Annotated in this window: 27 protein-coding genes, 1 tRNA gene and 1 pseudogene; 11 read left to right on the top strand and 18 right to left on the bottom strand. The window is 61.7% G+C overall.

The window, feature by feature from the left end:
• Window positions 1–205: 205 nt before the first annotated feature.
• Together RZS28_RS03275 and polA are read right to left on the bottom strand one after the other, a co-directional pair.
• Window positions 206–808: a hypothetical protein gene (locus tag RZS28_RS03275; RefSeq protein ID WP_407339781.1), complete on the bottom strand. Its 603-nt coding sequence runs from the start codon at window positions 806–808 to the stop codon at window positions 206–208.
• 639 nt (window positions 809–1447) lie between these two features.
• Window positions 1448–4489: a DNA polymerase I gene (gene polA, locus RZS28_RS03270; protein ID WP_407339780.1), complete on the bottom strand. Its 3042-nt coding sequence runs from the start codon at window positions 4487–4489 to the stop codon at window positions 1448–1450.
• A 459-nt stretch (window positions 4490–4948) separates the two neighbouring features.
• Between polA and RZS28_RS03265 the strand changes: the two genes are divergently transcribed.
• Window positions 4949–6415, top strand: a complete 1467-nt coding sequence (locus tag RZS28_RS03265) for an HWE histidine kinase domain-containing protein (protein ID WP_407339779.1) — start codon at window positions 4949–4951, stop codon at window positions 6413–6415.
• 197 nt (window positions 6416–6612) lie between these two features.
• Here RZS28_RS03265 and RZS28_RS03260 read toward each other — a convergent pair whose 3' ends face one another.
• Window positions 6613–7209, bottom strand: a complete 597-nt coding sequence (locus RZS28_RS03260) for a Spy/CpxP family protein refolding chaperone (protein WP_407339778.1) — start codon at window positions 7207–7209, stop codon at window positions 6613–6615.
• Between the two features lie 275 nt (window positions 7210–7484).
• Between RZS28_RS03260 and RZS28_RS03255 the strand changes: the two genes are divergently transcribed.
• The 5 genes from RZS28_RS03255 (at window position 7485) to RZS28_RS03235 (ending at window position 11794) form a co-directional block, all read left to right on the top strand.
• Complete coding sequence (locus RZS28_RS03255; RefSeq protein WP_407339777.1) at window positions 7485–8030, top strand: hypothetical protein; 546 nt, start codon at window positions 7485–7487, stop codon at window positions 8028–8030.
• Window positions 8031–8184: 154 nt separating this feature from the next.
• Complete coding sequence (gene serB / locus RZS28_RS03250; protein ID WP_407339776.1) at window positions 8185–9165, top strand: phosphoserine phosphatase SerB; 981 nt, start codon at window positions 8185–8187, stop codon at window positions 9163–9165.
• 30 nt (window positions 9166–9195) lie between these two features.
• Window positions 9196–9960, top strand: a complete 765-nt coding sequence (locus RZS28_RS03245) for a LamB/YcsF family protein (protein WP_407339775.1) — start codon at window positions 9196–9198, stop codon at window positions 9958–9960.
• Between the two features lie 12 nt (window positions 9961–9972).
• Window positions 9973–10722, top strand: coding sequence for a 5-oxoprolinase subunit PxpB (gene pxpB, locus RZS28_RS03240; protein WP_407339774.1), 750 nt, complete (start codon window positions 9973–9975; stop codon window positions 10720–10722).
• Entirely contained in the window at window positions 10715–11794 is a 1080-nt protein-coding gene (locus RZS28_RS03235; RefSeq protein ID WP_407339773.1) for a biotin-dependent carboxyltransferase family protein, read from the top strand. Before pxpB ends, RZS28_RS03235 begins: the two co-directional genes overlap by 8 nt.
• Here the strand turns inward: RZS28_RS03235 and RZS28_RS03230 are convergent.
• The 11 genes from RZS28_RS03230 to RZS28_RS03180 all read right to left on the bottom strand — a co-directional run bounded on the left by RZS28_RS03230 (window position 11787) and on the right by RZS28_RS03180 (window position 19205).
• Entirely contained in the window at window positions 11787–12176 is a 390-nt protein-coding gene (locus RZS28_RS03230; RefSeq protein WP_407339772.1) for a hypothetical protein, read from the bottom strand. The genes RZS28_RS03235 and RZS28_RS03230 overlap by 8 nt on opposite strands.
• Before the next feature lie 73 nt (window positions 12177–12249).
• Window positions 12250–12594: a hypothetical protein gene (locus tag RZS28_RS03225; protein WP_407339771.1), complete on the bottom strand. Its 345-nt coding sequence runs from the start codon at window positions 12592–12594 to the stop codon at window positions 12250–12252.
• Complete coding sequence (locus tag RZS28_RS03220; protein WP_407339770.1) at window positions 12591–12899, bottom strand: hypothetical protein; 309 nt, start codon at window positions 12897–12899, stop codon at window positions 12591–12593. Before RZS28_RS03220 ends, RZS28_RS03225 begins: the two co-directional genes overlap by 4 nt.
• Window positions 12900–13299: 400 nt before the next feature.
• On the bottom strand, window positions 13300–14544 hold the full coding sequence (locus tag RZS28_RS03215) for an argininosuccinate synthase (protein WP_407339769.1): 1245 nt from the start codon (window positions 14542–14544) through the stop codon (window positions 13300–13302).
• Window positions 14545–14641: 97 nt separating this feature from the next.
• Window positions 14642–15736, bottom strand: a complete 1095-nt coding sequence (locus tag RZS28_RS03210; RefSeq protein WP_407339768.1) for a glycosyltransferase family 4 protein — start codon at window positions 15734–15736, stop codon at window positions 14642–14644.
• A 25-nt stretch (window positions 15737–15761) separates the two neighbouring features.
• Window positions 15762–16655, bottom strand: coding sequence for a glycosyltransferase family 2 protein (locus RZS28_RS03205; protein ID WP_407339767.1), 894 nt, complete (start codon window positions 16653–16655; stop codon window positions 15762–15764).
• Window positions 16656–16865: 210 nt separating this feature from the next.
• Window positions 16866–17117, bottom strand: a complete 252-nt coding sequence (locus tag RZS28_RS03200; protein WP_407339766.1) for a hypothetical protein — start codon at window positions 17115–17117, stop codon at window positions 16866–16868.
• Window positions 17118–17703: 586 nt separating this feature from the next.
• Complete coding sequence (locus RZS28_RS03195) at window positions 17704–17868, bottom strand: hypothetical protein (RefSeq protein WP_407339765.1); 165 nt, start codon at window positions 17866–17868, stop codon at window positions 17704–17706.
• 392 nt (window positions 17869–18260) lie between these two features.
• Window positions 18261–18569, bottom strand: a complete 309-nt coding sequence (locus RZS28_RS03190) for a hypothetical protein (protein ID WP_407339764.1) — start codon at window positions 18567–18569, stop codon at window positions 18261–18263.
• A 228-nt stretch (window positions 18570–18797) separates the two neighbouring features.
• On the bottom strand, window positions 18798–19004 hold the full coding sequence (locus tag RZS28_RS03185) for a hypothetical protein (protein WP_407339763.1): 207 nt from the start codon (window positions 19002–19004) through the stop codon (window positions 18798–18800).
• 15 nt (window positions 19005–19019) lie between these two features.
• On the bottom strand, window positions 19020–19205 hold the full coding sequence (locus RZS28_RS03180; RefSeq protein WP_407339762.1) for a hypothetical protein: 186 nt from the start codon (window positions 19203–19205) through the stop codon (window positions 19020–19022).
• 582 nt (window positions 19206–19787) lie between these two features.
• Here RZS28_RS03180 and RZS28_RS03175 point away from each other — a divergent pair.
• Window positions 19788–19931, top strand: a pseudogene (locus tag RZS28_RS03175) (IS5/IS1182 family transposase); the annotation flags it as partial.
• A gap of 16 nt (window positions 19932–19947) precedes the next feature.
• On the opposite strand, the gene RZS28_RS03170 reads toward RZS28_RS03175, so the two are convergent.
• Both RZS28_RS03170 and RZS28_RS03165 read right to left on the bottom strand, forming a co-directional pair.
• Window positions 19948–20556 (bottom strand): FMN-dependent NADH-azoreductase, encoded by a 609-nt coding sequence (locus RZS28_RS03170; RefSeq protein ID WP_407339761.1) that lies wholly within the window; start codon window positions 20554–20556, stop codon window positions 19948–19950.
• 36 nt (window positions 20557–20592) lie between these two features.
• Window positions 20593–21027 carry a nuclear transport factor 2 family protein gene (locus tag RZS28_RS03165; RefSeq protein ID WP_407339760.1) on the bottom strand — a complete coding sequence of 145 codons (435 nt, stop codon included), beginning with the start codon at window positions 21025–21027 and terminating at the stop codon, window positions 20593–20595.
• A 117-nt stretch (window positions 21028–21144) separates the two neighbouring features.
• Between RZS28_RS03165 and RZS28_RS03160 the strand changes: the two genes are divergently transcribed.
• The 3 genes from RZS28_RS03160 to RZS28_RS03150 all read left to right on the top strand — a co-directional run bounded on the left by RZS28_RS03160 (window position 21145) and on the right by RZS28_RS03150 (window position 23408).
• On the top strand, window positions 21145–21540 hold the full coding sequence (locus RZS28_RS03160) for a winged helix-turn-helix transcriptional regulator (RefSeq protein ID WP_407339759.1): 396 nt from the start codon (window positions 21145–21147) through the stop codon (window positions 21538–21540).
• A gap of 211 nt (window positions 21541–21751) precedes the next feature.
• Window positions 21752–22024: a hypothetical protein gene (locus RZS28_RS03155; protein WP_407339758.1), complete on the top strand. Its 273-nt coding sequence runs from the start codon at window positions 21752–21754 to the stop codon at window positions 22022–22024.
• A 319-nt stretch (window positions 22025–22343) separates the two neighbouring features.
• Complete coding sequence (locus RZS28_RS03150; protein WP_407339757.1) at window positions 22344–23408, top strand: cytochrome-c peroxidase; 1065 nt, start codon at window positions 22344–22346, stop codon at window positions 23406–23408.
• Between the two features lie 444 nt (window positions 23409–23852).
• Here RZS28_RS03150 and RZS28_RS03145 read toward each other — a convergent pair.
• Window positions 23853–23928, bottom strand: a tRNA-Glu gene (locus RZS28_RS03145).
• 179 nt (window positions 23929–24107) lie between these two features.
• Between RZS28_RS03145 and RZS28_RS03140 the strand changes: the two genes are divergently transcribed.
• Window positions 24108–25517: a cytochrome P450 gene (locus RZS28_RS03140; RefSeq protein ID WP_407339756.1), complete on the top strand. Its 1410-nt coding sequence runs from the start codon at window positions 24108–24110 to the stop codon at window positions 25515–25517.
• Here RZS28_RS03140 and thpR read toward each other — a convergent pair.
• The gene (gene thpR, locus RZS28_RS03135) at window positions 25514–26047 is read right to left on the bottom strand and encodes an RNA 2',3'-cyclic phosphodiesterase (RefSeq protein ID WP_407339755.1); all 534 of its coding nucleotides are present in this window, start codon (window positions 26045–26047) and stop codon (window positions 25514–25516) included. The genes RZS28_RS03140 and thpR overlap by 4 nt on opposite strands.
• Window positions 26048–26126 lie beyond the last annotated feature (79 nt).

The raw sequence follows: 26126 nt of genomic DNA, 5'->3' as shown, positions 1-26126 counted from the left end.
AACCCTCGTTCGTAAATCGTGTGGCGCGATTTAAAGCGGTGTTGGAGGGCGCTTGCTCTCCAACAGCTCCGGTCGCCCGGTCTGGTGGCGCCGCCGGAGCATGTTCCGAAAAAGTTGATCGACTTTTTCGATTAGAACATGCTCCGCCTCTTAGACTTTGAGCGATTCCTTTTCGATCAGATGTTCCATCTGATCGGGAAGCGCTCTAGGCGGATTTTTGGCCGCGGCGGTGGTAGAGAAAGGCCGCGATCGCGCCGCCCACGAGCAGGACGCCAACGCCGATCCCGATGAAAACCTTGTTCAACCCTTCTCCGACCGCGAAGGGAAAGCGGGAAACGAAAACCTGGCCGTGATCATTTGTCGCCGAAACGAGGCCGATGAAATTGCCCTTCTGGGCGAAATTATGCTCCCAATGCAGCGTGCCTGCGGGATATTTTTTAGGACCCACATAAACGACCGTGTTCTTTTCCAGATCCACGTCGTCGCTGGCCTGGCCGACGTTCTTGAGGATCCGGAGGTCGATCGCCATGTCGCGCAGATCATTGCTGTTGGGGCCGCCAACGGCGCCCGATCCCGCGGACCCTTGCTCCACGTCGAGGACGATGACCGTCCGCCCAGTCTCCGGAATGTCGTCGCAGAACTTCTCGATCGAATTCTCAGGCTGATATCCTGTAAAATCCAATTGATACGGGCCGATCTTCATGACGCATTTGTTGCCTTCATTGCTGACGCCGCCATGCGCCTGCGCCTGTGAGACGAGCAGGCCGGTCGCAACGCAGCAGGCTCCGACTAAACGAAAAATCGTCACTTGTTTCTCTCCCTTTGGATATTTGCCGCCGATGAGGGCGGTTCGTTCAACCAACATTTAATTTATAGCAGATTCACACGGAAGGATCATTTCAAGCCTATTTCCAGCAGCCGCCGCTCCGGCGCGAATAAGTCAACATATCCGCCAGCCTCGCTCTATCGCGCATTCGTCGCGGATATTCGCGACCCCTGACCCGCGCCGGGACGCCAACAAACACGCTCGCTTCGATCATGCCGGAGAGGCGAAGCCTCTTTAGCCTTCGCCGGTTTGATCAGATACTCGCGATTGGCCGGCAAAAGAGCGTCGCGAAGGCAGGTCGGCACAGGAATCGCGGCGAAAGGAGAAGAACTCGAGCCTGCGAACAGCGTCGCGCTGCATCCTTGTCGTTTGAAAGGCTTCCTCTTTCTTGATTTTTGCCGACGAGCTTCAGGTCCTTGAACTGCGGCGCCGTCTTGGATTGAGTTTCTGGGCGAGGAAAAGGCAATTGTGGTTCGCGCGCTTTGATCTTCGCGCCGGGGACGCTTTGTCAAGCCATAAATAGGTCGGACGAAAGCTCTGCGACCTTTCGGCTCATCCGCGAAAGCCAGACGCCGAAGCATGGTTTGATCGCGATTGGCGATCAATTTTTCGCGACGGGAGCTAATGCGCCTCGTCCCAATTCTGCGCAGCCTTGGCGTCGACCTGCAAGGGCGCGGAAAGCTGTACAAAGGGATGCGGCGCATCCGCCATGACCCTGCGAACAAGCGCGATGGTCGCTTCGACCTCGCCGTCGGGCGCCTCGAACACGAGTTCGTCATGCACTTGCAGTAGCATTTGCGCGGACAGCTTCGCCTCCGCGAGCGCCGCATCCATGCGGATCATGGCGCGGCGGATGATGTCGGCGGCGGAGCCCTGGATCGGCGCATTGATCGCGGCGCGCTCGTTGAAGGCGCGTTCCGACGGGTTTGAGGAGGCGATGCGCGGATAATGGCATTTGCGCCCGAAAATCGTGGTCACGAATCCGCTTTCGCGCGCGGTTTTTTTCGTCGCGTCCATATAGGCCCGAATGCCGGGAAAGCGCTCGAAATAGCGCTTGATGTAGGCGCCCGCCTCTTCCCGCGCGATGCCGAGCTGGTTGGCGAGGCCAAAGGCTGAAATGCCGTAGATGATGCCGAAATTGATCGCCTTGGCGCGGCGGCGCACCTCTGGCGGCATGCCCGCGACCGGCACGCCGAACATCTCGGAGGCGGTCATCGCATGGATGTCGAGGCCTTCTGCGAAGGCCGCCTTGAGCTGCGGAATATCGGCGATATGGGCGAGCAGCCGCAATTCGATTTGCGAGTAATCGGCCGAGATGAGCTTATGTCCCGCGCCCGCGATAAAAGCCCGGCGGATCTTGCGGCCAGCTTCATTGCGCACCGGAATATTCTGAAGATTCGGCTCCGACGAGGAGAGCCTGCCCGTCGTCGTCGCGGCGAGGGCGTAGGACGTATGCACCCGTCCAGTCGAAGGATTGACGAAGCTGGGCAGCGCGTCCGTATAGGTCGATTTGAGCTTTGCGAGCTGTCGCCAGTCGAGAATCCGGGCCGCGAGCTCATTGCCCTCTGCGGCGAGGTCATCGAGGACGCCCGCCGCCGTCGACCAGGCGCCTGTCGCGGTTTTCTTGGCGCCGGCGAGGCCCATCTTGCCGAACAGAATATCGCCGAGCTGCTTTGGCGAACCGAGATTGAAGCTCTCTCCGGCGAGCTCGTAGATCACGGCCTCGAGCCGCGCCATGTCCTGCGCGAATTCGCCCGAAAGCCGGGCGAGGATCGCCCGGTCGATCTCTATGCCGCGCCGCTCCATGCGCGAGAGAACCTCGATCATCGGGCGCTCCAGCCCTTCATAGACGGCGGTCATGCGCTCCGCGGGCAGGCGCGGCTTCAGGGTCCGCCAAAGACGCAAAGCGACGTCTGCGTCCTCCGCCGAATATTCCGTCGCCCTGTCGATGGCGACCCGCGCGAATCCGATGAATGTCCGGCCAGAGCCGGCGACTTCGCCAAACTGGATTGGCTTATGCCCCAGGTGCTTCTCGCTCAGCACGTCCATTCCGTGATCGGTGCGGCCGGCGTCGAGCACATAGGAGAGCAGCATCGTGTCTTCGACTGGGCGGACCTCGATTCCGCATTGGCGGAAGACCAGCCAATCGAACTTCATGTTCTGCGCGATCTTCAAGACGCTGCGGTCTTCCAGAAGCGGTTTCAAGCGGGCGAGAACTTCATCGGCGGGCAATTGGCCGGGGATGAGATCGCCGCCGCCGAAAAGGTCGCCGCCCCCCTCGCTGCGATGGCGCAGCGGGATGTAGAAGGCGCGGCCCGGCGTGACGCATAAGGAAATGCCGACGAGTTCGGCCTGCATGGCGTCGAGCGAGGAGGTTTCCGTGTCGATTGCGATATAACCGGCCTCCTTCGCGGCGGCGATGCAGGCGTCGAGCGCTTCAAAACTTGAAATCGTCTTGTAGGCTTTGACGTCGAATGTCTCGGCGCGGGCGGCTTCGGCGCGCTCGGCGGCGAGTTGGCCAGGTCCTGTGGCCACGGGCGCCGGAGCGGCCGGCGGGCCGTAGCGGGCGTTTCTTTTTGGCTGCTGCGCATCCCCTAGCTGGGGCGCTTCCGGCGTCTCGCTTTCCGCTTTGGCGGAAAAAGGCTCTCCGTTGCGGCCGCGCCATCCGGCCTCGCCGACGAAGGCGGGGGCTGGCTCGACCGACGCCGCGTCGATTTGATAGGCTTCGGCCGCCCGCTTGGTGATGGTCGTGAATTCCATCGCCTTGAAGAATGAAACGAGAGTCTTGGCGTCGGGCGCATGAAGGCCCAGATCGTCGAGCGGCACTTCGAGCGGCGCATCGCGGACCAGAGAGACGAGCTGCTTCGATACATTGATTAGCGCGACGCTTTGCGGATCGGTGAGGGTCTCGCGGCGTTTCGGTTGCTTGATCTCGCCCGCGCGGACGAGGAGCGTATCCAAATCGCCATATTCATTGATGAGCTGCGCCGCCGTCTTCAGCCCGACGCCGCGCGCGCCCGGCACATTATCGGTCGAATCGCCGGCGAGCGCCTGAACGTCGACGACCTTTTCCGGCGGAACGCCGAAATAGGCGTAAACCTCCTCCGGCCCAATCCGCCGCTCCTCGCGCGCGCCCTTGGCGCCTGCTTCGCCGGAGGCCGGGTCATACATGGCGACGCCCGGCCCGACGAGCTGCATCAAATCCTTGTCGGCGGAGATGATGAGAACGTCGGCCCCGCGCTCGCGCGCCTCCCGCGCATAGGTCGCGATAAGATCGTCGGCCTCGTAGCGGTCCTGCTCGACCGGGAGAAGGCCGAAGGCGCGAACCGCGGCCCGCATCAAGGGAAATTGCGGGACCAGATCTTCAGGAGGCTCCGAACGATTGGCTTTGTAAGGGGGGTAAAGCTCCTTGCGGAAGGAGTTTTCGGACTTATCGAAAATGATCGCGAGATGGGTCGGCTTGATCCCTGTCGCGCCTTCGCGCACGAACTGGAAAAGCTTGGTGCAGAAGAGCCGGACCGCCCCTGTCGGCAGACGGTCCGAGCGATAATTATATTTCGCATCCTGCCGAATGGATTGGAAATAGGCGCGAAAGACAAAAGATGACCCGTCAACCAGGAACACATGGTCTCCTGCCTGAACGGGGCGGTGCACTAAGGACATGAGCGCGGCATTTTTCATTGGAAGCGAAGGGGCGCCTTCAACATAAGGCGGCCCGATCGTGAACGCTACCGAAAGAGATATGGAAGCGGATCCAGCCAGGCCGGAGCGCCGGCGCGACGCGTCTCAAGAGATTTTCCATGCAACCAAAGCCGCTTCGCTTTCGTTGTCTGGCCGGGCAGCCGCGAGCTTGGCTGCTCCAGCCGGGCTGCGGTCTCGCGCCGCGCATTTCCTTTAGGCGCCGTCATCGCTCTCCCAGCGCATATTGGTCAATCGCCTATCCACGCCCTATGTCGGCAAATGTTGAAACGCGCTCGCCTTTTTATGTAAGAGCTGCTTTTGTCGCGAGCGGATGGCCATTATGGATCTCTTAGCAATCCCGAAAGCGCTGGGCGCGGCCCTTGCTTCGAGCGACGCCTCAGGCTCGACCGCAACAATAAACAATGCGCCGGGAGCTGCGCGGTGAAGCTGGATACTGAGTTGGATTTTCAAGCGATATTCAATAGCCTTCCTTCACCCTTCATGGTGATGAACGTGAATTTCGAGATTGTCGCCATGAATCAGGCCTATCTCGACGTAACCATGCGGACGAGAGAAAGCCTGATTGGAGCCTATGTCTTCAAGGCGTTTCCGGCCGAAGGCGAAAGCCGCCGATTGCTCCAGGACTCGTTCGAGCGCGTTCGCGATCAAGGGATTGTCGACGTGCTTCCCGTTCTCCCTTACCCGATCTTGGGCAAGGGAGGTCTGGAGGAGCGGTCGTGGAGTTGCACCCATGTGCCGATCCTCGACAAGGACGGCAAGGTCGCTTATGTGCTGCAAAGCACGCAGGATATTTCGCAGCTCCGCCAATCGACCGATCTCGTGAGCCGGTCCGAAGCGGCGGCTTCGGGCGGAGCTGACGTCAGCCACCGTCTTGGAATGGTGCAGGCCCTCAATCAGACTCTTCTGGCCACCGCCCACCATTTGAATCGCATATTCATGGACGCCCCTAATTTCATGTGCGTCCTGCAGGGGCCGGACCATGTCTTCGAAATGGCGAATTTCGCCTTTCGCGAGTTTGCCGGCGGCCGTGATCTCATCGGGAAGACCATGCGCGAGGCGTTGCCCGAAATTGCGAACCAGGAATATCTCGACATAATCGGCGACGTCTATCGGACCGGCAAGCCTTTTGTCGGCCGCAAGATGCGCATCCTCTTGCAGAACAAGCCCAGCGGCGAGATCGCGGAATATTTCATCGACTTCGTCTGCCAGCCGGTCACTGATCCAAACGGCGAGGTTTCCGGAACCTATGTCGAAGGAAACGAAGTAACCGATCACGTCAGGGCCGAACAGCGGCAAGCTCTCCTGATCCGCGAGCTGCACCACCGCGTCAGGAACACGCTCGCGACGGTGCAAGGCGTGATGAACACCACGGCGAAGAGCTCAGCGACCATCGAGGAATTTCAAGACGCTTTCGCGGGCCGCATTTCCTCTCTCGCCAAGACGCATGCGGTAATGACCGATGAATTGGCGCAGTCCGTCTCTTTCCTGCATTTGCTGAACCAGGAGCTCAGCCCCTTTTCCGATGATCAGGGCTTGAGGATTCGCCTTGTCGGCCCATCCGTCGACCTGCCGTCGCAGATCGCGGTTCCGCTCGGCATGGCGGTGCATGAGCTCACGACCAATGCCGCGAAACATGGCGCCTTGTCCAAGGAAGAAGGCCGCATCGAGGTCTATTGGACCTTGATCGACACGGACCGCGGATCCGCGCTCTTGTGCGAATGGAAAGAGCAGGACGGCCCGCTTGTGATCCAACCGTCCCGCGAGGGGTTCGGGTCGATGCTGCTCAACCGCGTGCTGTCGCAACAAATTCGAGCGGACGTGAAAGCCTGCTTCGACCCCGAAGGATTTCGGTTGCGGATGATCGTTCCCCTGCAGGCGGAGCGGTAAAGCGAAACCCCGACGCGCTAAAACGCGTATTCGCTTCGATTGGGCGATCGTGCTCTACAGCCTTTCGCGATCGCGCGGACCCACGCGATCGCGAAGGGAATAGCCCATACTGAAAGAGCCGCAGCATGTCCGCAGCGGAAAAAGCCGATCGGCGGATCAGGACTTGCGGCAAGACCCGCCCATGTTCGACGAGTGGCTTATTCGCCTGGATGCGGACCCTCATGATGCGGCCCCGGCTCGTGCTCGGCGAAACCTTCGTCCTCGCCGTCGCCCCATCCATGTGGACCTTCATGCGCGCCGAAATGACCGCCGAACAAATGATGTTTCGGCAGAAGCAAAGGCAGACGGTGCTTCTGGTCTTCGCTCAAGGTCGCGTAAAGCGGCGCGGCTGCGTCGGCGATCGCTTTGAGCGTCGCGCCATGCGCCGTCTCGATCTCGCTGATCCGCCGCAGGAAAGCGATAATGTCGTCGGGGTGGGGTTCGTTCTTGATTTTTTCACGCCGCTCCTCGGCGCTCTTGGCGCCCGCGCGCAGCGCCGCCTCGACCGGAGGCCACAGCTTTTCCTGATCCGGCGTGAGCTTCAAGCCGGCATGCAGCCCGGCTATGCGGGCGTCGACAAGGGCGGCGTGATCAGACGGAGACAAAACCCAATGCGGCGGCGCGTGCTTCTCGAAGGCGGGCGGGGCGGGGGGCGCGCCGGGCGGCGGTTGCTGCGCGGTCGCATTCTGGACGACAAAGGCGATCCCGCCGGCGAGCGCGATCGAAGCAAGAGCGATGGGCAGACGCGATTTCATGGGTTTCTCCCTGGCTGCGCGACGCCCTCAATAGACGTCCTTCGATCAAATACTGCAAGTTAAGCTTTGGTCATCTTAGCTCGCGAAAAAGTGATGGGCGGATGCGGGAAGCATTTGATTCAAAGCCTGATTCGGCCTCGCAGATAAAGGCTTAGCCTTCCCTAAATCGGACTCCTTTCAAGTTGACGCCTTTGATTTAACGCTAGGTCAAGCGGCCAGGCGCATGCTCGCGCCAGTGATTTCGAACCGCGCCTCCCTGGCGGTGGATTGTCGCCATGATCCGGACGAACCGAAACAAGCAGGCTGATTTCGCCGACATACTTTCCGCGCTTGGCGACAATGCGGGGGGCAAGCCATCACAATTGTCGGGCGACGACGGAAACGAAGACCAGGAGCCGATCGCGCCCGCGAACGGGCGCAAAACAGCGCCGCATCCGACGGTTCGGCTGCGCCATGTCTTGGGGAGCGTATCCTGGCGCTGGCTGAATAGGCTTCGCCCTCACCCCTCCGCGCCTGCGGTGGCCTATGCCGAGGAAGCGGCCGAAGCCGCTGAACCCGCCGAAGCAAATACGGCAAGCAGGCCAAAGCCCGAGCCGCCCAAGGTCCAACCTGCGCAAACCGAGGACGAGGCGATCGCCGAGGAGCTCGGCTTGCGCGCCGACCTGGCCGACGTCGATCTCAAACAGATCCGCCGCGAATTCGCGAAAAAGAACCACCCCGATCGTTTCGGGCCGGCGCAACGCATGCGCGCCGCCCGGCGCATGTCGATCGCGAATATGCTGATCGACCAGCATTTGAAGCAAAAGGCGTCGGCTCGGTAGCGACTAGAGTCGTTCGGACCCGACCGACGCCGGCGATGCAAGCCGCCGAAGCGATTACACTATAGGCTTGCCGCCGCCGGATTCCTGCGATGAAATGGCGGCTGTCGACTTCGCCGGCTAATCTTTGGCCGCAAACTTTTGCGCAGGACAATCAATGACCCATGTCGCGACGCTTGTCTGCGATCCGAGCTTTCCGAGCCTGACCGAGGCCCATGTGCAACAGGCGATCGATGTCTTGCCGAGGCCGGGCCAGCCGGAATGGCTCGACAAGGGGGTCGCGGTCGACATTCCTTTCGAGCCGGAAGAGCCTGCCGACCTGCGCGCCTTTGCAGATGCGGGGCGGGCCGCCATGGGCGCAGTCGCGATCGACGTCATCGTGCAGGCGGCGGAGGGGCGGCGAAAGAAGCTTTTGCTGGCGGACATGGATTCCACCATGATCGGCCAAGAGTGCGTAGACGAGCTCGCCGCGCTGGTTGGCAAGAAGGCGTTCGTCGCAGAGATCACCGAACGCGCCATGCGCGGCGAGATCGCTTTCGAGCCGGCGTTGCGCGAACGCGTCGCGCTTCTCAAGGGGCTGCACCCCGACTCCGTCCCGCGGCTGATCGCCAAGAAGATCACATTGACGCCGGGCGGACGAACCCTGGTGCAGACCATGCGCAGCCACGGGGCGCATACGGCGCTCATCTCGGGCGGCTTCACGGTCTTTACCTCCGTCATCGCGGAAAAGATCGGCTTTCATGAAAACCAGGCCAATGTGCTTCTCCTGGGCGAGGATGGGCGCTTCAGCGGGTTTGTCGCCGAACCCGTCCGCGGCAAGGAGGCGAAGCTTGAGGCCTTGCGCGGATTGCGCGAAAAACATTCAATCGCGGCAAGGGAGACGCTCGCCGTCGGCGACGGCGCCAACGACCTCGGGATGCTGCAGGAGGCCGGCCTCGGCGTCGCCTTTCGCGCCAAGCCCGCCGTGGCTGCTGCCGCGCATGCGCGGATCGACCACGCCGATCTCACGGCCTTGCTTTACGCGCAAGGCTATCGGCGCGAGGAGTTCTTCGTCGAGGCGCGCCCGCAATTGAACCCGTCGGACTGGAAGCGCAAATATGGCGCGATGGAGAAAGCTCACGAACGCACACGCTTGTGAAGAAGCTGCGTCCGGAGGTAGAGCGAGGCGATGCGCAGCGTCGATTTGAATTGCGATTGCGGCGAGGGCTTCGGCGCCTATGCAATGGGCGATGACGCCGCCATGCTCGACATCGTGACGAGCGCCAATGTCGCCTGCGGCTTTCATGGGGGCGACCCGGAAATCATGGCGGCGACCTTCGCTGCCGCCAAGGCCAAGGGCGTCGCGATCGGCGCGCATCCGGGATTTCCCGATCTTTGGGGATTCGGCCGCCGCAAGCTGCCTTTCACAACGGGCGAAATCGAGCGGCTCGTCGCCTATCAGATCGGCGCGGCGCTAGCGCTCGCCGCCTATGCCGGGCATAGGCTCTCTTATGTGAAGGCTCATGGCGCTTTGAGCAATATCGCCATGGTTGACGAGAGCGTGGCGCTCGCCATCGCCCGCGCCGTGAAATCCGTCGATCCGCGCCTCGGCTTTCTCGCCGTCTCGGGCACGAAGCTCGAGGCGGCGGGCGCGGCGGAAGGGCTTGCCGTCGCCCGCGAGATCTATGCGGATCGCGCTTACACAGACGACGGACTTTTGCTTGATCGATCCTTTCCCGGCGCGGTGCTGCATGATCCCGCCGAAGTCGCCGAACGCGTCCTCGCGATGGTCGAGGCGGGCGCGGTCATTTCAGTCTCGGGCAAGCGCGCGCCTCTCGGCGTCGATTCCATTTGCGTTCACGGCGACAGCCCCAATGCGGTGGCCATGGCGAAGGCGGTGCGCTTGCGGCTCGAGGCCGCCGGCGTTGCGCTCGCGCCTTTCGCCTGGGGCTGAAAAGGCTTTCGCATGACGAGCTGCGCCGCGCCTCGCTATCTGCCTGCGGGCGAAAGCGCGCTCGTCGTCGAATTCGGGCGGACCATCGATCCCGCTATCCATGACCGGGTCATGGCGCTCGACGCCGCGATCGCACAAGCAAAGCTGGCCGGCGTGATCGAGACCGTGCCGACCTATCGGTCGATCATGATCCATTTCGATCCGCGCCTCGTGACGACCGACGCGCTGACCCGCGCCTTACGTTCTCTGGAAACAGCCGCCGTCGCCCGCGCGCGGCCGAAGCGCTGGCGTATCCCAGCCTGTTACGACCCGCCGCATGCGGAAGACCTCGACGAGGTCGCGGCGATTCTCGGGCTGCCGCCGGAGCGCATTGTCGAGCTGCATCTTGGCGCGCTTTATCGCGTCTATATGTATGGGTTTGCGCCCGGCTTCACTTTTCTCGGCGGCTTGCCTGAGGCGCTTCGGATCCCCCGCCGGGCGACGCCACGGCCGCCCGCGCCGGCGGGATCGCTGCTCATCGCCGGCGGCCAGGCGCTTATTACGAGCATCGTCATGCCGACGGGCTGGTACGGGATCGGGCGAACGCCGGTCAAGGTCTTCGATCCGCAGCGCGAAAGGGTCTTTCTGGCGGACATAGGCGATGAGATCGTTTTTGAGCGCATCGATCCTGCGGCGTTCGACGCCATGAGCCGCGCGGCGGAAGCCGGAGAGCTTGTCGCGCGCCAAGAGGACCTGCCCGAAGAGTTTAGCCAAGATGGCTGAGATGACTTTCGACGACGTCGCAACGCCGGCGCGGCTCCGCGTGCTTCGGGCCGGCCCCGGCGCGACGATCCAGGACAGCGGCCGCCACGGCTATCTACGCTATGGCGTGACCCCGGCTGGCCCGATGGACTGGACCGCCTTTCGCACAGCCAATCTCGCCGTCGGCAATGACGATCGCGCGGCGGCGGTTGAAGTCTCGATCGGCGGCCTTGAGCTTATTTGCGAGGGGTCGGCGCTGGCGGTCGCCTTCGCGGGAGGAGGCTTCGCTTGGCGGCGCGACGACGCGCGGCTTCCATCGGCGGCCTGTCTCCTGCTGCGGCCGGGAGATGTCTTGACGGCGCAAGCGGGGAATTCCGGCGCCTGGGCCTATCTCGCGGTCGAACGCGGAGTCGATACGCCGCTAGAGATGGGGAGCCGCGCCACGCATCTGCGCTCGGCGATGGGAGGGATCGAAGGCCGAATGCTGCGGGAGGGCGATGCTCTGCCGGCCGCCCCGCGCTTCGAGCCGCTGAGCCAGGCGGCTGATGACGCCGCGATCGACGCCCCATGGTTGGCCAAGGACGCGCAGCCCTTCCGCGTTGTTCTTGGGCCGCAGGACGATTATTTCACAGCCGAAGGTCTCGCGACATTCTTTCGCGAAGACTATGCGCTGACGGCGTCGGCCGACCGCATGGCCTATCGGTTCGACGGACCGGACATAGCCCATGCGCGGGGCCATGACATTGTGTCGGATGGGATTGCGCTCGGCGCGATCCAGATCGCCGGCGACAGGAAGCCCCTCATCCTGATGGCGGATCGGCAGCCGACCGGCGGCTATCCGAAGCTCGGCCATGTCATCCGCGCCGATATCGGCCGTCTCGCCCAGATGCGTCCGGGCGAGACTTGCCGTTTTGCCGCCGTGAGCGTCGCCGAAGCGCGGTTCGCGCTCCTGGCGCTCGAAGCGGACATCGCCGAGACGCCCTCTCGCCTGCGCCCGCTCCGTTGGCCGCTTACGTCGGAAAGGCTGCTCGAGACCAACTTGATCGACGGTTGCGTCGATGCTTTCAAGGACTCGAGCCGCCCTTTTACCTGATCTTATCTCGGCACGGGATGGCCGTGCCAGGGGCCGCGTCCACCGCGCCAAACGCCGCCGCCATGCCAGCCGCCGGGACCGCCGCGCCAACCGCGGCCAGCCCAGCCGCGCCCAGCCGTTCCAGCCATAGCCGCCGCCCCAGCCATAGCCATATCGCCAGGGATAGCCGCACCAATACCAGCCGGGGCCCGTTCCAGGCGTTGCCATACCAACAGTAATTATAGCCGCCCCAGAAAAACTGAGCCTTTTCAGTGGAAGAGCCGCGGCCGCCGGGCATGCCTGCGCCGGCGTTCGGAAAGGGGCCTGCCTGCGCGCTCCCGCCCAGGCCGGAGGCGCCAGCCATGAATGCGGCCGCTGCCGCAAGGCTCGTCAATCGACGCATTTGCTTCTCCTCGAGAGTTTCCAACTCAAGAGCGCTCTCCGACCGCGAAGAAACGGGATCGAAAACGAATCGCTCAAATTCGACGAGCCCGAGCATTAAAATGCCCCGGCCTCGCTCGGACATTAATGCGACGTCCAAAATGAACCGATGCCGAACAAAGTCGATTGAGGTCAATCAAAGGCTGGGCAATTTGCGCTGCGCCTGAGCCGCGCCCGACTATTTTCTGGGGACGCATGGCGAACTTGCGGCGCAGAAGGTCAAGCTTGGTAAATCCTGCGGCGTGGGTGATGCCAAAAAAGCTCGGCCGAGGCGGGTTACGTCCCATCCTCGGCCGCTCGCTTAAGAAACGTTGCTTGAGACCCGAGCGCTCGATGGTTTTATCGCCGGTCTGGCTCAAGAACAGCATTTCAACTTTCAATGTCCGCCAGGTCCGCCCCCGCCGCCGCCAGCTCCGCCACCACCGCCAGGTCCGCCAGCCCCGCCAGGTCCGCCGCCGCCGCCAGCCCGCCGCCAGGTCCGCCCCGCCGCCGCCAGGTCCGGCCCCGCCGCCGCCAGGTCCGCCCCCGCCGCCGCCAGGTCCGGCCCCGCCGCCGCCAGGTCCGCCCCGCCGCCGCCAGGTCCGGCCCCGCCGCCGCCAGGTCCGTGGCCACCGCCCCGCCGCCGCCAGGGCCTCCCCGCCGCCGCCGGGTCCGTGGCCACCGCCGCCGGGTCCGTGGCCGCCATGCCAGCCCGCCATGTCCGCCACCATGCCAGCCGTGCCAGCCGGCGCCGCCTCCCCACCACGGCCGGACCGCCACGGAAAGCCGCACCAGTACCAGCCGGGCCCGTTCCAGCCATCGCCATACCAGCAGTAGTTCATGTCCGCCCCAGAAAAACTGGATCTCTTCCAGGGAAGAACCGCGCCACCGGCCAAGTTCGCGCCGGCGTTTGGCATGGCTCCGGCCTGCGCGGCCCCGCCTGGGCCTGCAGCGCCAGCCATGAATGCGGCCGCAGCCACAACTCTCGTCGATTTACGCATTCGCCTCTCCTCGAAAATTTAACACGCCTCTTGTGGAAGATAGGCGCGTTTGAAAGATATCAACGGAGAAGAATCAAATAGTCGGGGGCGTCTTCGCCCGGCGCCTCAACCGCGGCTGGCGATCTTGCGCGCCCGCTTGGCGAGCGTGCGCAGCCGCAAAGCGTTGAGCTTGATGAAGCCCGCGGCGTCGCGATGATCATAGGCCGCCGCGCCTTCCTCGAAGGTGACGAGATCCTGATCATACAGCGAGTAGGGGCTGGAGCGGCCGACGACTGAAGCAGAGCCTTTGTAGAGCTTCAGGCGCACGCGGCCCGTGACGAACTCCTGGCTGCGGTCGATCAAGGCCTGCAGCATCTCCCGCTCGGGCGAGAACCAGAACCCATTGTAGATGAGCTCGGCGTATTTCGGCATCAGCTCGTCCTTCAGATGCGCCGCGCCGCGGTCGAGCGTGATCTGCTCGATTCCGCGATGCGCGTAATAAAGGATCGTGCCGCCGGGCGTTTCATACATGCCGCGCGATTTCATGCCGACGAAACGGTTTTCGACAAGATCGAGACGGCCAATCCCATTGTCGCGACCAAGGCTGTTCAGACGCGCAAGCAGCGTCGCGGGCGACATGAGTTTCCCATCGACCGCGACCGCGTCGCCTTTCTCGAAATCGATCTCGATGAAGCTCGGCTTGTCCGGCGCGTCTTCCGGATTGATGGTGCGCGAATAGACATAGTCCGGCACCTCGACCGCGGGATCTTCGAGCACCTTTCCTTCCGAGGAGGCGTGCAGCAGATTTGCGTCGACCGAAAAGGGCGCCTCGCCGCGCTTGTCCTTGGCGATCGGAATCTGATTCTCCTCCGCGAAGGCGATCAGCGCCGTGCGTGAGGCCAAGTCCCATTCCCGCCAGGGCGCGATGACCTTGATGTCGGGTTCGAGCGCATAATAGGAAAGCTCGAAGCGCACTTGGTCATTGCCCTTGCCGGTCGCGCCATGGGCCACGGCGTCGGCGCCGACCTTGCGGGCGATCTCGATCTGCTTCTTGGCGATCAAGGGCCGCGCGATCGAGGTGCCGAGGAGATAAAGCCCCTCATATTGCGCATTGGCGCGAAACATCGGGAAGACATAATCGCGGACGAATTCCTCGCGCAGGTCCTCGATAAAAATATGCTCCGGCTTTATGCCGAGCAGCAGGGCTTTCTCGCGCGCCGGGCCGAGCTCCTCGCCTTGGCCAAGATCGGCGGTGAAGGTCACCACCTCGCAGCCATAAGTCGTTTGCAGCCATTTGAGGATGATCGACGTGTCGAGCCCTCCTGAATAGGCGAGGACGACTTTTTTCACGTCTGATTTCGGCTGCGGCATTTTTCGGGCTCATCAGGGGGCGGGGAGGGGGGTGAGCGCGCGACTATAGTGGGGAAGCTTCGCCGCGCAAGGGCTGCGCGGGGAGGGCGGCGCTTTCTCAATTCCTGGCCCCCGCCGCGGGCCCTTGGAGCGCCATGACAAGGTCGAGATAGAGTTCGGCGCTTTTGGCCCAGGAAAAGCGCTTGGCTTGCCCGGGTCCTTTGGCGCGTAAGCTTTGGGCGAGATCAGGCTCGCTTTGGAGCCTTTTGATCTGATCGAGCCAGTCGCGCGGCGAGGTCGGATCGGCGTAAAGCGCGGCGTCGCCGCAGACCTCCGGCAGGCTCGCGGCGTTGGAGGCGATGACCGGACAGCCCAGCGCCAAGGCCTCGAGCGCGGGCAGTCCGAAACCTTCGGTCAGAGACGGAAAAGCGAAGCACAGCGCAGTCTGATAGAGCGCCGCGAGATCGTCATCGGACACGAAGCCGAGGAAGCGCACATTCTCGGGAGCCGGTTGCGCCTCGATCGCCGAAAAAGTGTGGCACGGCGCGCCCGCCATGAGGATATCCAGTCCGAGCTCGTCGATTTCCTTGGCGATGGACAGGAGGATCGCGACATTCTTGTGCCGCGCGCGGCTGCCGAGCACGAAAACGAATGGCCGCCGCTTCGCCTCGGTCGCGGCGTAGCGCGAAAGGCTCGGCCGCCAGCGCCGGACATGTTCGTGGCCATTGGGGATGACGCTGACCTTTTCCGGCCGGCAGAGCCCGAACTCGCTCAACATGCGCGCCGAAAAGCTCGAGACCGTCGCGACGCGGACGGCGCGCCTGGCGAGAGGGGGACCGATGATCCGATAGTAGGCGCGGAACGCCCGGCTGTAGCTTTCCGGGGCGAGGAGAATGTTGACATCATGGATGCAGACGATGTGGTTTGCGGCGACCAGGGGCCCCATGTTGCAAAGGCTCAACAAAACGCCCTGCGACGCGAAGGGGAGGATGAGCTGATCCCATAAGGGACCGCCGCCGGCGGTTCGCTTGAAAGCGATCGCGCGCCAGGACGGATCGATCTCGCTTGCCGCGGGCGCCACGATTTTGGCTGGCAAGGCCCCCTTGAAGCGGCTCTGCTGGAGGAGCTTATCCATCTCCGTAACGATCTCGCGGGCGTATCTTTGCACGCCGGTGACTCGCTGGCTCAGAAAACGGCCGTTGATGGTCAGCACAGTCGCCTCCGCCCTGAAACGTCCGTCAATCGAGCTCGAGAATGCGTCTTGGGTCCAGCCGCCCGCGAATCAGATCAAGAAAGGCCAGCGCATTGCCGCGCGCCCGCCCGCCCCGGTCGACCCAAGGCTCCGGCCGAAGCAGCTTGCTGAAATTGGCGAGGAGGTTGCGCCCCATCTGGCGAGCCGCCAGATCGAAACGGAAGCTGCCCTTACGCCAGAGATAAAAAGGATTGGCGACCTGCGAATAGCCAAAGCGAACTCCTGAGGTGCGGCCGCCCTTGACGCCGAGGTGAACTCCGATCATTCGCGCGTTTTTGGCGATGCGGCCATAGGGCGCAAGCCGCCGGCAAAAATCAACATCTTCGAGCCAGCTGTAGAGCGGCAAATTTTCATCGAACCGCAGACCATAGGCGTGAATGGGCGCGAGACGCAGGGCCATGTTGCAGCCATAGGCGTTATATTGGTCCGTGATGGGTTCGACGGGGGAAGGATCGTCAAACGCGGAGAGCGCCGCACGCGCCGCGGCGACGCTGAGGCCGGGCCCCATTATGCCATCGGCGATGACGCGCCCGCTCAGCGCGACGACCGACGGCTGCGCCGCGAAACAAAGCTCAAGCTCGGCCAGGTAGGACGGCGAGGCCAAGAAATCATCGTCGAAGAAAACCAGGATGGCGTAATCTTGCGCGACATTGAGAATAGCATTTCGTTGCGCGGCCAATCCCCGCGGGCCTTTGGCGACGAGAATCGGATAGGGCAGGCCGGCGGCTAGCGCAGGGTCGTAATCCGCGTCGGCCGCCGGACAGATGATGACGCCGTCGGGAAGCCGCGTCTGGCGCGCAAGCTCGCGCAAGGCCTCGGTCAAAATATCGCGGCGGCCGGCGGTCGCGAACCCTACGCCGATTTTCAAAGCGGATTTCATGAAAATACCGTTTTCGAGCAAAAATGGCGGCGCCAATCGCGCCCGCCGATCCTTAAATCAGATTGATTCTATGATGCGGAGCCACAGCCAGCAACACTCCATTGTGTTGTTTCTTGAGGCGCGATTCCGCATCCTCGGGTGGAACGGCCGAGAAACCGAGCTCGGCAGTTCAGCTCTCGCGCCTTGGAGCGATCGGTCGGCGTAATCCGCCTATTGCGGGGCGCGCGGATGGTAGTGAGCATAGTGATGGCGCCTGTGGCGCCTGAGGCCCCAGCTATTGGCGATGCCGGGCCCAGCGGTATAGCCGATCACGCCGCCCGCCACGGCGCCAATCGGGCCGCCGACGAGGGCGCCTGCGACCGCTCCCATGGCGCCGTCGCCGACGCGTTCTTGCGCAACAGCGAACGCCGGGGCGCAGCACAATCCCACAATCGCAACCATGATTGAAAGCGCATTTTTCATATCGATGCTCCTAACGTCTAGGGAAGCGGAGGCGTCGGCGGCGCGCATAGGCCTCCCGCCAAGTACGGACGCACGAAGCAGCCCGCGTAAGGGGGATTGGCTCTAGCGCGCAGATCGCCGAGGCGTTCCGAATCCTATGTTTTGAAGCTATGCGAAAAGATCACGTTGATTTGAGGGCGTTCGGGGGGAAGTTTACCCGCAGATTTTCCGCAGAAATGATGAACAGCCGCCAAGATCAGAGCTAAATTATTGATTTTTTGTTAACATCTGAGGGATGCTAAATTATGTTCTTTCTGCAATGACGCAGAGACTGTCGTTCTAAGAAACTGATAGAACTCATCAGTAATCATTTAAGAGCCCGAGGGCGCTCTGTAGGCGTAGGCTGAGCGTCTTCTCGCAATAAGTCCCGACGTGAACGGCCTACGCCGCTCGGCCCACCCGCCATCTGCCGCCGACCCGGTTTCTTGCCTGGTAATCTCCGCTTGAAGGGCTATCGTCGCTCCCAAGGCGGGACATAGGGCGCAGGCGCGAAAATCCGCCGTCGGCGCGCGGGCGTGGCGGCGCATTCAGGCAATGTGCGCTCGGGCTATGGGACCGGCTTGATTTCCATTTGTTCGACCTCGTATGGCTCTTCCTCAGGCTGGGACTTCACGAAATAATCCGCGCCAAATTTCCAAATGATTGCGCCGATGATGAGAACCGCGAGGAAAATAATCGTTTGCCTCTGGGGAGTCTTGACGGAAAGTCCCATCCTCAACCTCTTGCTTGATCTAGACGAGCCTACCGCTGGTCCCTCGATCGGCGATCAAATATCGGGTAGGCCGCCTTTCGTCCAGGACAAGTTTTCGCGTGCCGCGTTAAAGAGGCCGACATCTACTTCGAGCGCCGGTAAAATCGGCGCGCTCGCTCGCGTTATCGTCAAGTGCGGATAGTCATGCAGCAAAGAGCATGGGACTTAATCGGAGCGCGAAGCAAAACAGCTTCGCCAATCCTGGATTGATGAGAGGTTTATTGCTGTCGCCCGCGCTATAGCGAACCATAAACTCGGCGCAGAAAGCACATCGCTGAGCGAACGCCGCAAAGGGCGCCTTCGTCGGCGAGGCCGAAAGCGCTATCGCATGAAAAGCCTCGAAGCGTCCGGTCTCAGCCTTCGCCCTGCAACTCCTCATATTCGTCCTCGGTCGTCCATCGGCAAATCTCCTTGCCGTCCTGATCGACGACCCTCACGGCTTCGGGAAAAACCGTCCGTGATGAGCCTTCGACCAAAATCTGCTCCGAATGCGGATGGTCGGTCCGATAAAAGCTTCTCACTCCAGCATGGGCCAAGCTTCGGAAATATCCAACGCTTGGCGCGGAAGACCAGAACGGAAATCTTTCGAGAACTTCAGGCGCGCCGGTCCCTTGCGCAGGCCAGATATACTCTATGAAGCGACTTCCGACTTGAGATTGCATCGCGCTGCTCCTGTTTGCTTGTCGCGAAGTAATGCGCGACGGCAAGGAGTCAAGAGAATGCAGATTTGAAAATAGAAAACGATCCGCCGCGCTTTAGATCTGCGAAAGAAACTCGGGCTCCAAGGCGTTGGGGCCGTAAATGAAACAGCGGCGCCGCTGATTACGCATCACACGCGGCGCCGCCCAGGCTAGGAAAAGATGTTAGTGCTGAAAAAACGTCATTGAGTGTCAGGTGCTGAAGTCCTGCCTGTTTAGGCGATCGGACATTTCCGCAATGTGCGTAATCGCACATTGCGGACTCGGAGAACTCTCGGCTTGGCGCAAAAGCCGGCTGCGTTTCATCTTCATCGGCAATGAATGAAAGCGGAAATTCTCCACCGCCTTTTCACTGCGGCGTTCAACGGCCAGACCACGCCGGCCGCGCCGCGCACTCATGCTTCCTCGTTGCCGCTACAAGACAGATGGATAGCCAATCAGCGGAAGCAAGCGGTTTATGATCGCCCCCAAACAGATCAACACGACTAGGAGCTTGAGAAGCTGCGCGAGCCGCGCGTCAGGAGCGAATCTGTCGATGACCCAGAATAAGATCGCCCCGATGACGATGATAATCAGGATTCCAATTACAAGCGTGAGCACGGACGTCTCCTTATCCTAGAGCGCTTCTCGACCAGATGGGCCTCATCGGATCGAAAAAATCGATCAACTTTTTCGGAACATGCTTTAGCGAGGGCCGCAACACGTTTGCCGAAGTAAACCTGCGACAAGACCGATCAATAAAATGACAAGGAGACTTGCCGGACGCCGACAGTAGCCCTCGGATGACATGCTCAACTTTGTTTTCATGCTTTAGTTCCGCTGTCTTCAAAAGGCGTTCAATATGCGATTAAAGCAGGCGCGCGCTTCTGCCGCTTCCGCCCGGCTTTGTGCTGGACGGACCACCCGCGCCCAAGAACATGGCCCTTGGGAAGACTACGCCTCTCATGATGGAAGCGCGGCGCGGAGACGGTCCTTCGCCGGGCCGAACTCCGTCCCGACCTGGAGTCTGCCCTGCCGCTGGCGCTGAGTTCATTGCGGAGCTCGGCTCGGCCTGTACGAAATCGACGAAGCGAGCGGCCTTCAGCTTGGCTGGCTCCCGATCCTGTCGAATAGGCGCGCCGACGGCTCTATTGGGCGATCCACAACCAGCAAAAGGCGAGCGGCGAGCAGCGCGTCGAGGTCCGCTGGGCAGTCGAGCGAACCTTCGGCTGGATGATCCGCTGGCGACGCCTCGTGTGGGGACTACGAACAGCGCCTGGACGTCTCACACGTCATGATCTTCATGGCATCCGCGCAAACCTCGCCCGAAGAAACGCTCACCCGTGAATTTCGAAACGGACTCTCATAGAGCAAGCTCCTCGACAGCCTTGTTCGCCTTTGGCACCGCGTTGGCGGCCAACAGGGGGATGTTCATCCCCTCGGCTCGAACGGTCTGCACGTCCGCGATGCCGATGAAACCTAGGATTTGACGCAGGTAAGGCTCGACAAAATCCCAGGGGCGCCATGGGCCCTCTGTAAAAACGCCGCCCGAAGTCAGAACCAGGATGGCTTTCTTGTCCTTCGCCAGACCGAGGACGCCGCCATCGGCGTATCGGAAGGTTCTGTCTGGCCGCACGACCAGATCGATCCAAGCTTTGAGGGCGGAGGGAATGCCGAAATTCCACATCGGCGTTGCGATCACCAGAAGATCGGACGCCAGAAGCTCGTCGGTCAGTTGGTCGGACTGACAGGCCGCCTCTTTCAAACTTTCCGCCTCGGCCGGGTCCTTTGTCGAGATGGCCCGGAGCGTGATTTCGTCCAGATGGGGCAGATGCTCGGCGGCCAGGTCGCGGCGCATGAGCTTTGCTGATGGATAGAGGTCGGCGAGCCGTGCGGCGAGCGTATCGGCGACCGATCGACTCGCCGAGTCCTTCCCCCTCGGGCTCACTTCAATCATAAGAATTTGCTTCATGGCGGGATCTCTTGATCTTCTCGATATGGGGGTCTTTTAGCGAGCAAGCGCCGTCAATGCGTTCCAGGCCACGAGAGAGTCCATGTAGTCTCTCCAGTGCGCAATTTTCCGGTTTTCGATCTTTATGATTGAGCAAAACCGATTGTCGTATTTCACGCCCGTTGCGAGGACAGTCCCATGGACTTCATATTCGATGACAACAACACGACCGTCGTCGGTTTTGTGGGCAATCAACTTATCGGCAGATTGAAGCGCGATGTTGTCGCCATAGCCCCTAAACTGGGCCATCAGATCGGGGCGCCCCTGGATGATGCGAGGCCAACCTGGGAAGTTGTAGAGGACCTCGTAGACGACGTCGTCAGTGACGATGTCGAAGAAGTGCTCGCCATCAACGAGGCCGCCTAGTGCTCCTCGAATCAGATCGAAGTAAGGATCGACGGCTTTATAGGCAGCGTATTCCGGATTCGGCATCCTGGACTCTCCATGCGCTTTGCAAGGTTGCTTACAAAAGGAGAGCTACATATATATTGGAAGCTTGTTTCGAAGAAGAAGGCACTTTGAAATCAGCAGCTAACACCGAGGTAAGTTATGAAGACGCCGAGCAAAGTCGGCCATCTAGACCCCGCAGCAGTCTGTAGAAGCTCAGACCCGATGGCAGTGCGGGAACTGCTGACGAAGATCGGCGACAAGTGGACGATCTTCCTCGTCCTCTCGCTCGACCTCCTCGGCGGACGCGCTCGATTTTCCGAGCTTGAACGCGCCGTCCCGGGAATTTCACAGAGGATGCTGTCTTCGACCCTCAAGAATCTCGAGAGGGATGGGCTGGTGGTTCGCGAGCTGTTTCTCGAGGTGCCGCCTCGCGTCGAATACGAAATTACAGACCTTGGAAGGAGCCTGCTGGCGCCCACCCAAGGACTCGTCGACTGGGCCAAGGCGAACTGGGAGCAGGTCAGGAAAGCACAATCCAAGTATGATGCGCGGTAGGCGCCCTCGTCAACCGCTGCTGATTCTAGTGCGGCGCGATTAGAGGCGCGATTTGGCGATTAGGTGAATTGTAGGCTGCCGAGCGCCCAGAGCGTAACAAGGATGGAGGCTTTGCACTTCCCCTGGCGCGTGCCGCACGCTGGGGGTCTTTTCATTGGCGTGACGTCGCCACGGTGATCCGCTAGCCTCGCACCACGTCTAGGATACGTCGATGATCATTGAAGCAATTTCTCGCGAAGAATTTGACCGATATCGCCCCTCCCGCGGGTCCTTCCCATGGTTCGAAGAGCGCGGCTGGTTTCGTCTCGCCACGACTCTAGGAATTTTGATTTTTGACGCAGTTGATGAGAACTGGTCCTATATCGTCCTGCTCCCCGACGCGGAGGGCCGCTACCGAGGCGGGGATCGCGGCGCTAACTTCGAGTCTTCCGAAGACGCCATCGCCGCGCTGCGCCAATCCATGCGCAAGCAGACGAATGGCTAAAAGGCCCGCACAGGAGGCAAAAGGCGCCTTAAACGCTCGCCCTTGGGCTGCGCGCAAAATTGCCTTTTCGTTTTGCTCGCCGACCCATGACAGACCTCCTGGATCACGAGGCCCGTCATCGGAGTTTCTCGCGCGAATGGAGAATTGGCTCGATCCACTTTACCGCTGACCAGCCCACCTTGCGATCGCTTCCAGTTTCCGAGGTGCGCCAGCGGCCAACTCGCCTTCAATAGGGTTGCCATCTGGCGGATGCCCGTTTAACGCGATGCAATAGCGTCTTCAGCGCCCCGACCGGCGCCTGGATAAAGAGAGGGCCAAAATGCGAAGGTTGGTATTTTCTGGCTTGATCCTTTCGGGTTTCGCCGGGCTTGGCTTTGCCGCGGCCGCCGCGCTCGCGGAGACGCCGTCGCTCAGTCCCGACGCCAAGCCGTTGCTCGAAGACGCGAAGGCGCGTTTCCAGGCCCTGCCTGCGATCCCAGCCGTGAAGGACCCTGCGACTGTCGCGCGCATAGACCTTGGCCGGCGCCTCTTTTTCGAAAGGCGTGTGTCTGTGGACGGTAATGTGAGTTGCTCGCATTGCCACCAGCCAGACCGGCAGGCGGCTGACGGTCTCGCCAAGGCGATCGGCGTCTTTGGCAGGGAGAATGCGCGCAACGCGCCGAGTATTTTCAACGCGAGCCTGAACTTCAAGCAACATTGGCGCGGCGATCGCGAGTCGCTTGAGGATCAGGCGGAGAAGTCATTGCTCGGGCCAGCCAGCTTCGGCAATCCCGATTTTGCGGCGCCAGTAGGAAGGCTCAAGACTATTCCAGCTTATGGCCCGGCCTTTTCCGCGGCTTTTCCTGAAGACAAGGACCCCATCAATTCGAGAAATTGGGGCGCAGCCATCGCTGCTTTCGAACGCACGCTCCTGACTCCGTCAAAATTCGACGCCTTTCTGCACGGAGATCTCCAAGCGCTTACAGGTGCCGAACAGGCGGGCTTGCGGAAATTTATCGATCTCGGCTGCGCCGCTTGCCATGATGGCGCGGGCGTCGGAGGCAATTCGTTCCAGAAATTTGGCGTCGTCGTCGATTACTGGAAAGAGACCGGCGCGAAAGAGCCCGACAAGGGCCGCGCGGATGTAACGAAAAGCGACGCCGATCTTTATGTCTTCAAGGTCCCGAGCCTGCGCAACGTCGCCAAGACCGCGCCCTATTTCCACGACGGCTCTGTCGTCGAGTTCCTGCGCGCAGTCAAAATTATGGGCAAGACGCAGCTCGGCGTCGACATCGCCGAGGCGGACGCCGAGGCGATCGTTGCGTTTCTTGGCGCGCTGAGCGGTCAGGTTCCGGCCAGTTATTCCGAGCCCGAGCCCTATCCGGACGCCCCGCTTCCGCATTAGGCCAGTTAAGGGCTACGCGACGAGGATTTTCGAAGCGAAATCGGCCTGTACAGGGCGAGCCTGCTTGATGAGCGCGCTGGCGACTTGCGGCTCAGCGTCGGCGGAAGAGGCGCTCGCAAATGCATTTGGCGAGGTTCGCAGGGCCGCGGCCGCCGGGACGACTGATTAAATCTGCTTTGCCACGACGTCATCCAGCGTCTCACCGCAAGTCCGCGAGATGTCCCTCGTAGCTGTGAGGGCCGCTGACATTCGGCAACCTCCGCGCTGCAGTATAGCCAGCGGCGTCCACACCGAACGCTATTTCGGCCATCAACTGCCTGACTTTCAAATTTCTGCCCCGCGAAATGCGCCGCTGTTCGCCAGCGTCCCGCAACGCTCATCGGGCAAGAGTTGGGCGCGAGACCCAATTGAACGGAGAGTCTTTTTCTAACTAATTGATTTCTTTGGCGCTCCCTAGGGGACTCGAACCCCTGTTTTCGCCGTGAGAGGGCGACGTCCTAGACCGCTAGACGAAGGGAGCTTGCAGCGATCGAACCGGGTTCTATAACGCGGCGGGCGCGCCTGCAAGCGCCCTTACTTAGGCCTTGACTCGCGCGACCGCCAAAAGTCGATGTATTATTTTTTACCCAAAGCGCCGGGTCATCCGTGCGAGGCAGAACGCGTCCGCATGGCCGGCTGTCGGCGGCGCAGGTGAGGCTCATGACAGATCTCTCTTTCGAGCCGCAGCGGCGGCTGCGTCCGCCGGCGCCTGCGCCGCTCGACGCGCCGCTTGGTCCGCTCGCGACCATGCGGGTCTTGCGCAAAAATCCGATCGAGACCTGGACCAAGGCGCATTTCGAGCTTCCCATCCTCATGGGGCCGACCATCCTTGGCGCGATCGCCGTGGTCAATGAGCCGGCGGCCATTCGCAGGTTTCTGGTCGACAACGCCGCGAATTATCGTAAGGACGCCTTGCAAAGGCGCGTCCTTGGAGAGGGTTTGCGAAAAGGGCTGCTTGTCGTTGATGGCGATGATTGGCGCGCGCAAAGGCGCATGCTCGCGCCGCTTTTCACGCCGAAAACTGTGGCCTCTTTCGCCCGCGCCATAAATGCGGCGGGGGAGGATCTCGTCGCGCGATGGCTGCGCTTGCGCGAGGGACGTCTGATCGACGTCCAGCCGGAAATGGCGCGGGCGACGCTTGACGTCCTCGGGCGGACGATCTTTTCGGATGGGCTCGGGCGAGATCCGAATGAGTTGACCGCCGCGCTCACCCGCTATTTCTTGACGGTCGGGCGGCTCGATCCTTTCGACCTTCTCGATTTTCCTGAATGGCTGCCGCGCCTGACCAAGCTGAACAGCCGCGCCGCTCTGGAATTCTTTAGCGAGGCGGTCGATGGGATCATCGCCAGACGCAAACGACTCCTCGTCAAGGGCAAGGAGCGCGCCCCGCGCGATCTGTTGACCCTCCTCCTTGAAGCCCAGGATCCGCAAACCGGAGCCGGCCTGAGCGATGCGGAAGTCCAGTCCAATATCGTGACTTTCATCGGCGCGGGCCACGAAACGACGGCCAACGCCTTGACCTGGTCCTTGTTTCTTCTCTCGATGTCGGAGGAATGGCGCGAAAGGCTTGCGGCGGAAGCTGACGCCGTCCTGGCCGGCCCGGTCGAAGACTATGCCGACAGGCTCATAGAGACAAAGGCGGTGATCGAGGAGGCGATGCGGCTCTATCCTCCTGTCGCCAGCATGAGCCGGCAGGCGGTCGGTCCCGATGACCTCTGCGGCAAGCGCATTCGAAAGAACACCCTGGTCATGGTGTCGCAATGGGTCTTGCACCGGCACCGCTTGCTCTGGGATGAGCCCGACAGCTTCGATCCGCGCCGCTTCCTGCCGGGCGCGCGGGAAAAAATCGACCGTTTCGCCTATCTGCCTTTTGGCGCGGGCCCCCGCATCTGCATCGGCGCGTCTTTCGCCTTGCTGGAAGCGACGATCATCCTGGCTCATCTCATGCGGTCGTTCCGGCTCGACCTCAAGAGAAACTATGTCGTAAAGCCCGTGCAGCACATTACTCTGCGCCCTGAGGGCGGCTTGCCGATGATTTTGCGGCGCCGCCGGCAGCGGGAGGCGCTCTAGCAGAGCGGATAGGCGGCTTCGACGACATAGGGACCGCCGCCGGTGGAGGCGCGCGACGAGAACAAAACGAATCTTCGCGCCTCGAACCGGCGGGAGAAGAAATATCCGCGCGCGGACAGATACTCGGCCACCGCGCCGGCGGAGGCCGCGCGCAGCCGCGCCAATGTGACATGCGGGGTGAATTTACGCGGCTCGGGTGGAACGCCAATGCGCCTTATGAGTCTTTCATGCTGCGCCTGGAGTTCGACCAAGGCCGTCGCGGGCTTGGCCTTGGCGACGATGGCGCGCGGCTTCGCGCCGCCAAAAGTGCTCAATTCCTCGAGCGTCACGGTGAAAGGGGCCCGGCGGATCTGCTCGAGGGACGAATGAATCTCGCAGGCGGTGGCGTCGTCTATATCGCCAATGAAGCGCAAGGTCAGATGGTAGTTCTCGACGTCGATCCAGCGCGCGCCGGAAAGCCCGCCGCGCATCATGGCGAGGTCGATAGCGAGATCGGAGGGGATCTCGAGGCCCGTGAACAAACGGGGCATGGTCCCTCCTATTGGCTGATCGGGCCCCGCGACTAGGAGCGCGGCGCCGGGCGGACTGAGCCGACCCAGAAATCATTTA

It is taken from the genome of Methylocapsa polymorpha (assembly GCF_045689225.1).
In the GTDB taxonomy this organism is placed as follows: Bacteria; Pseudomonadota; Alphaproteobacteria; order Rhizobiales; family Beijerinckiaceae; genus Methylocapsa; species Methylocapsa polymorpha.
Note: the sequence above shows the minus strand (reverse complement) of the source record. Positions and strands in the feature narration are given on the sequence as shown.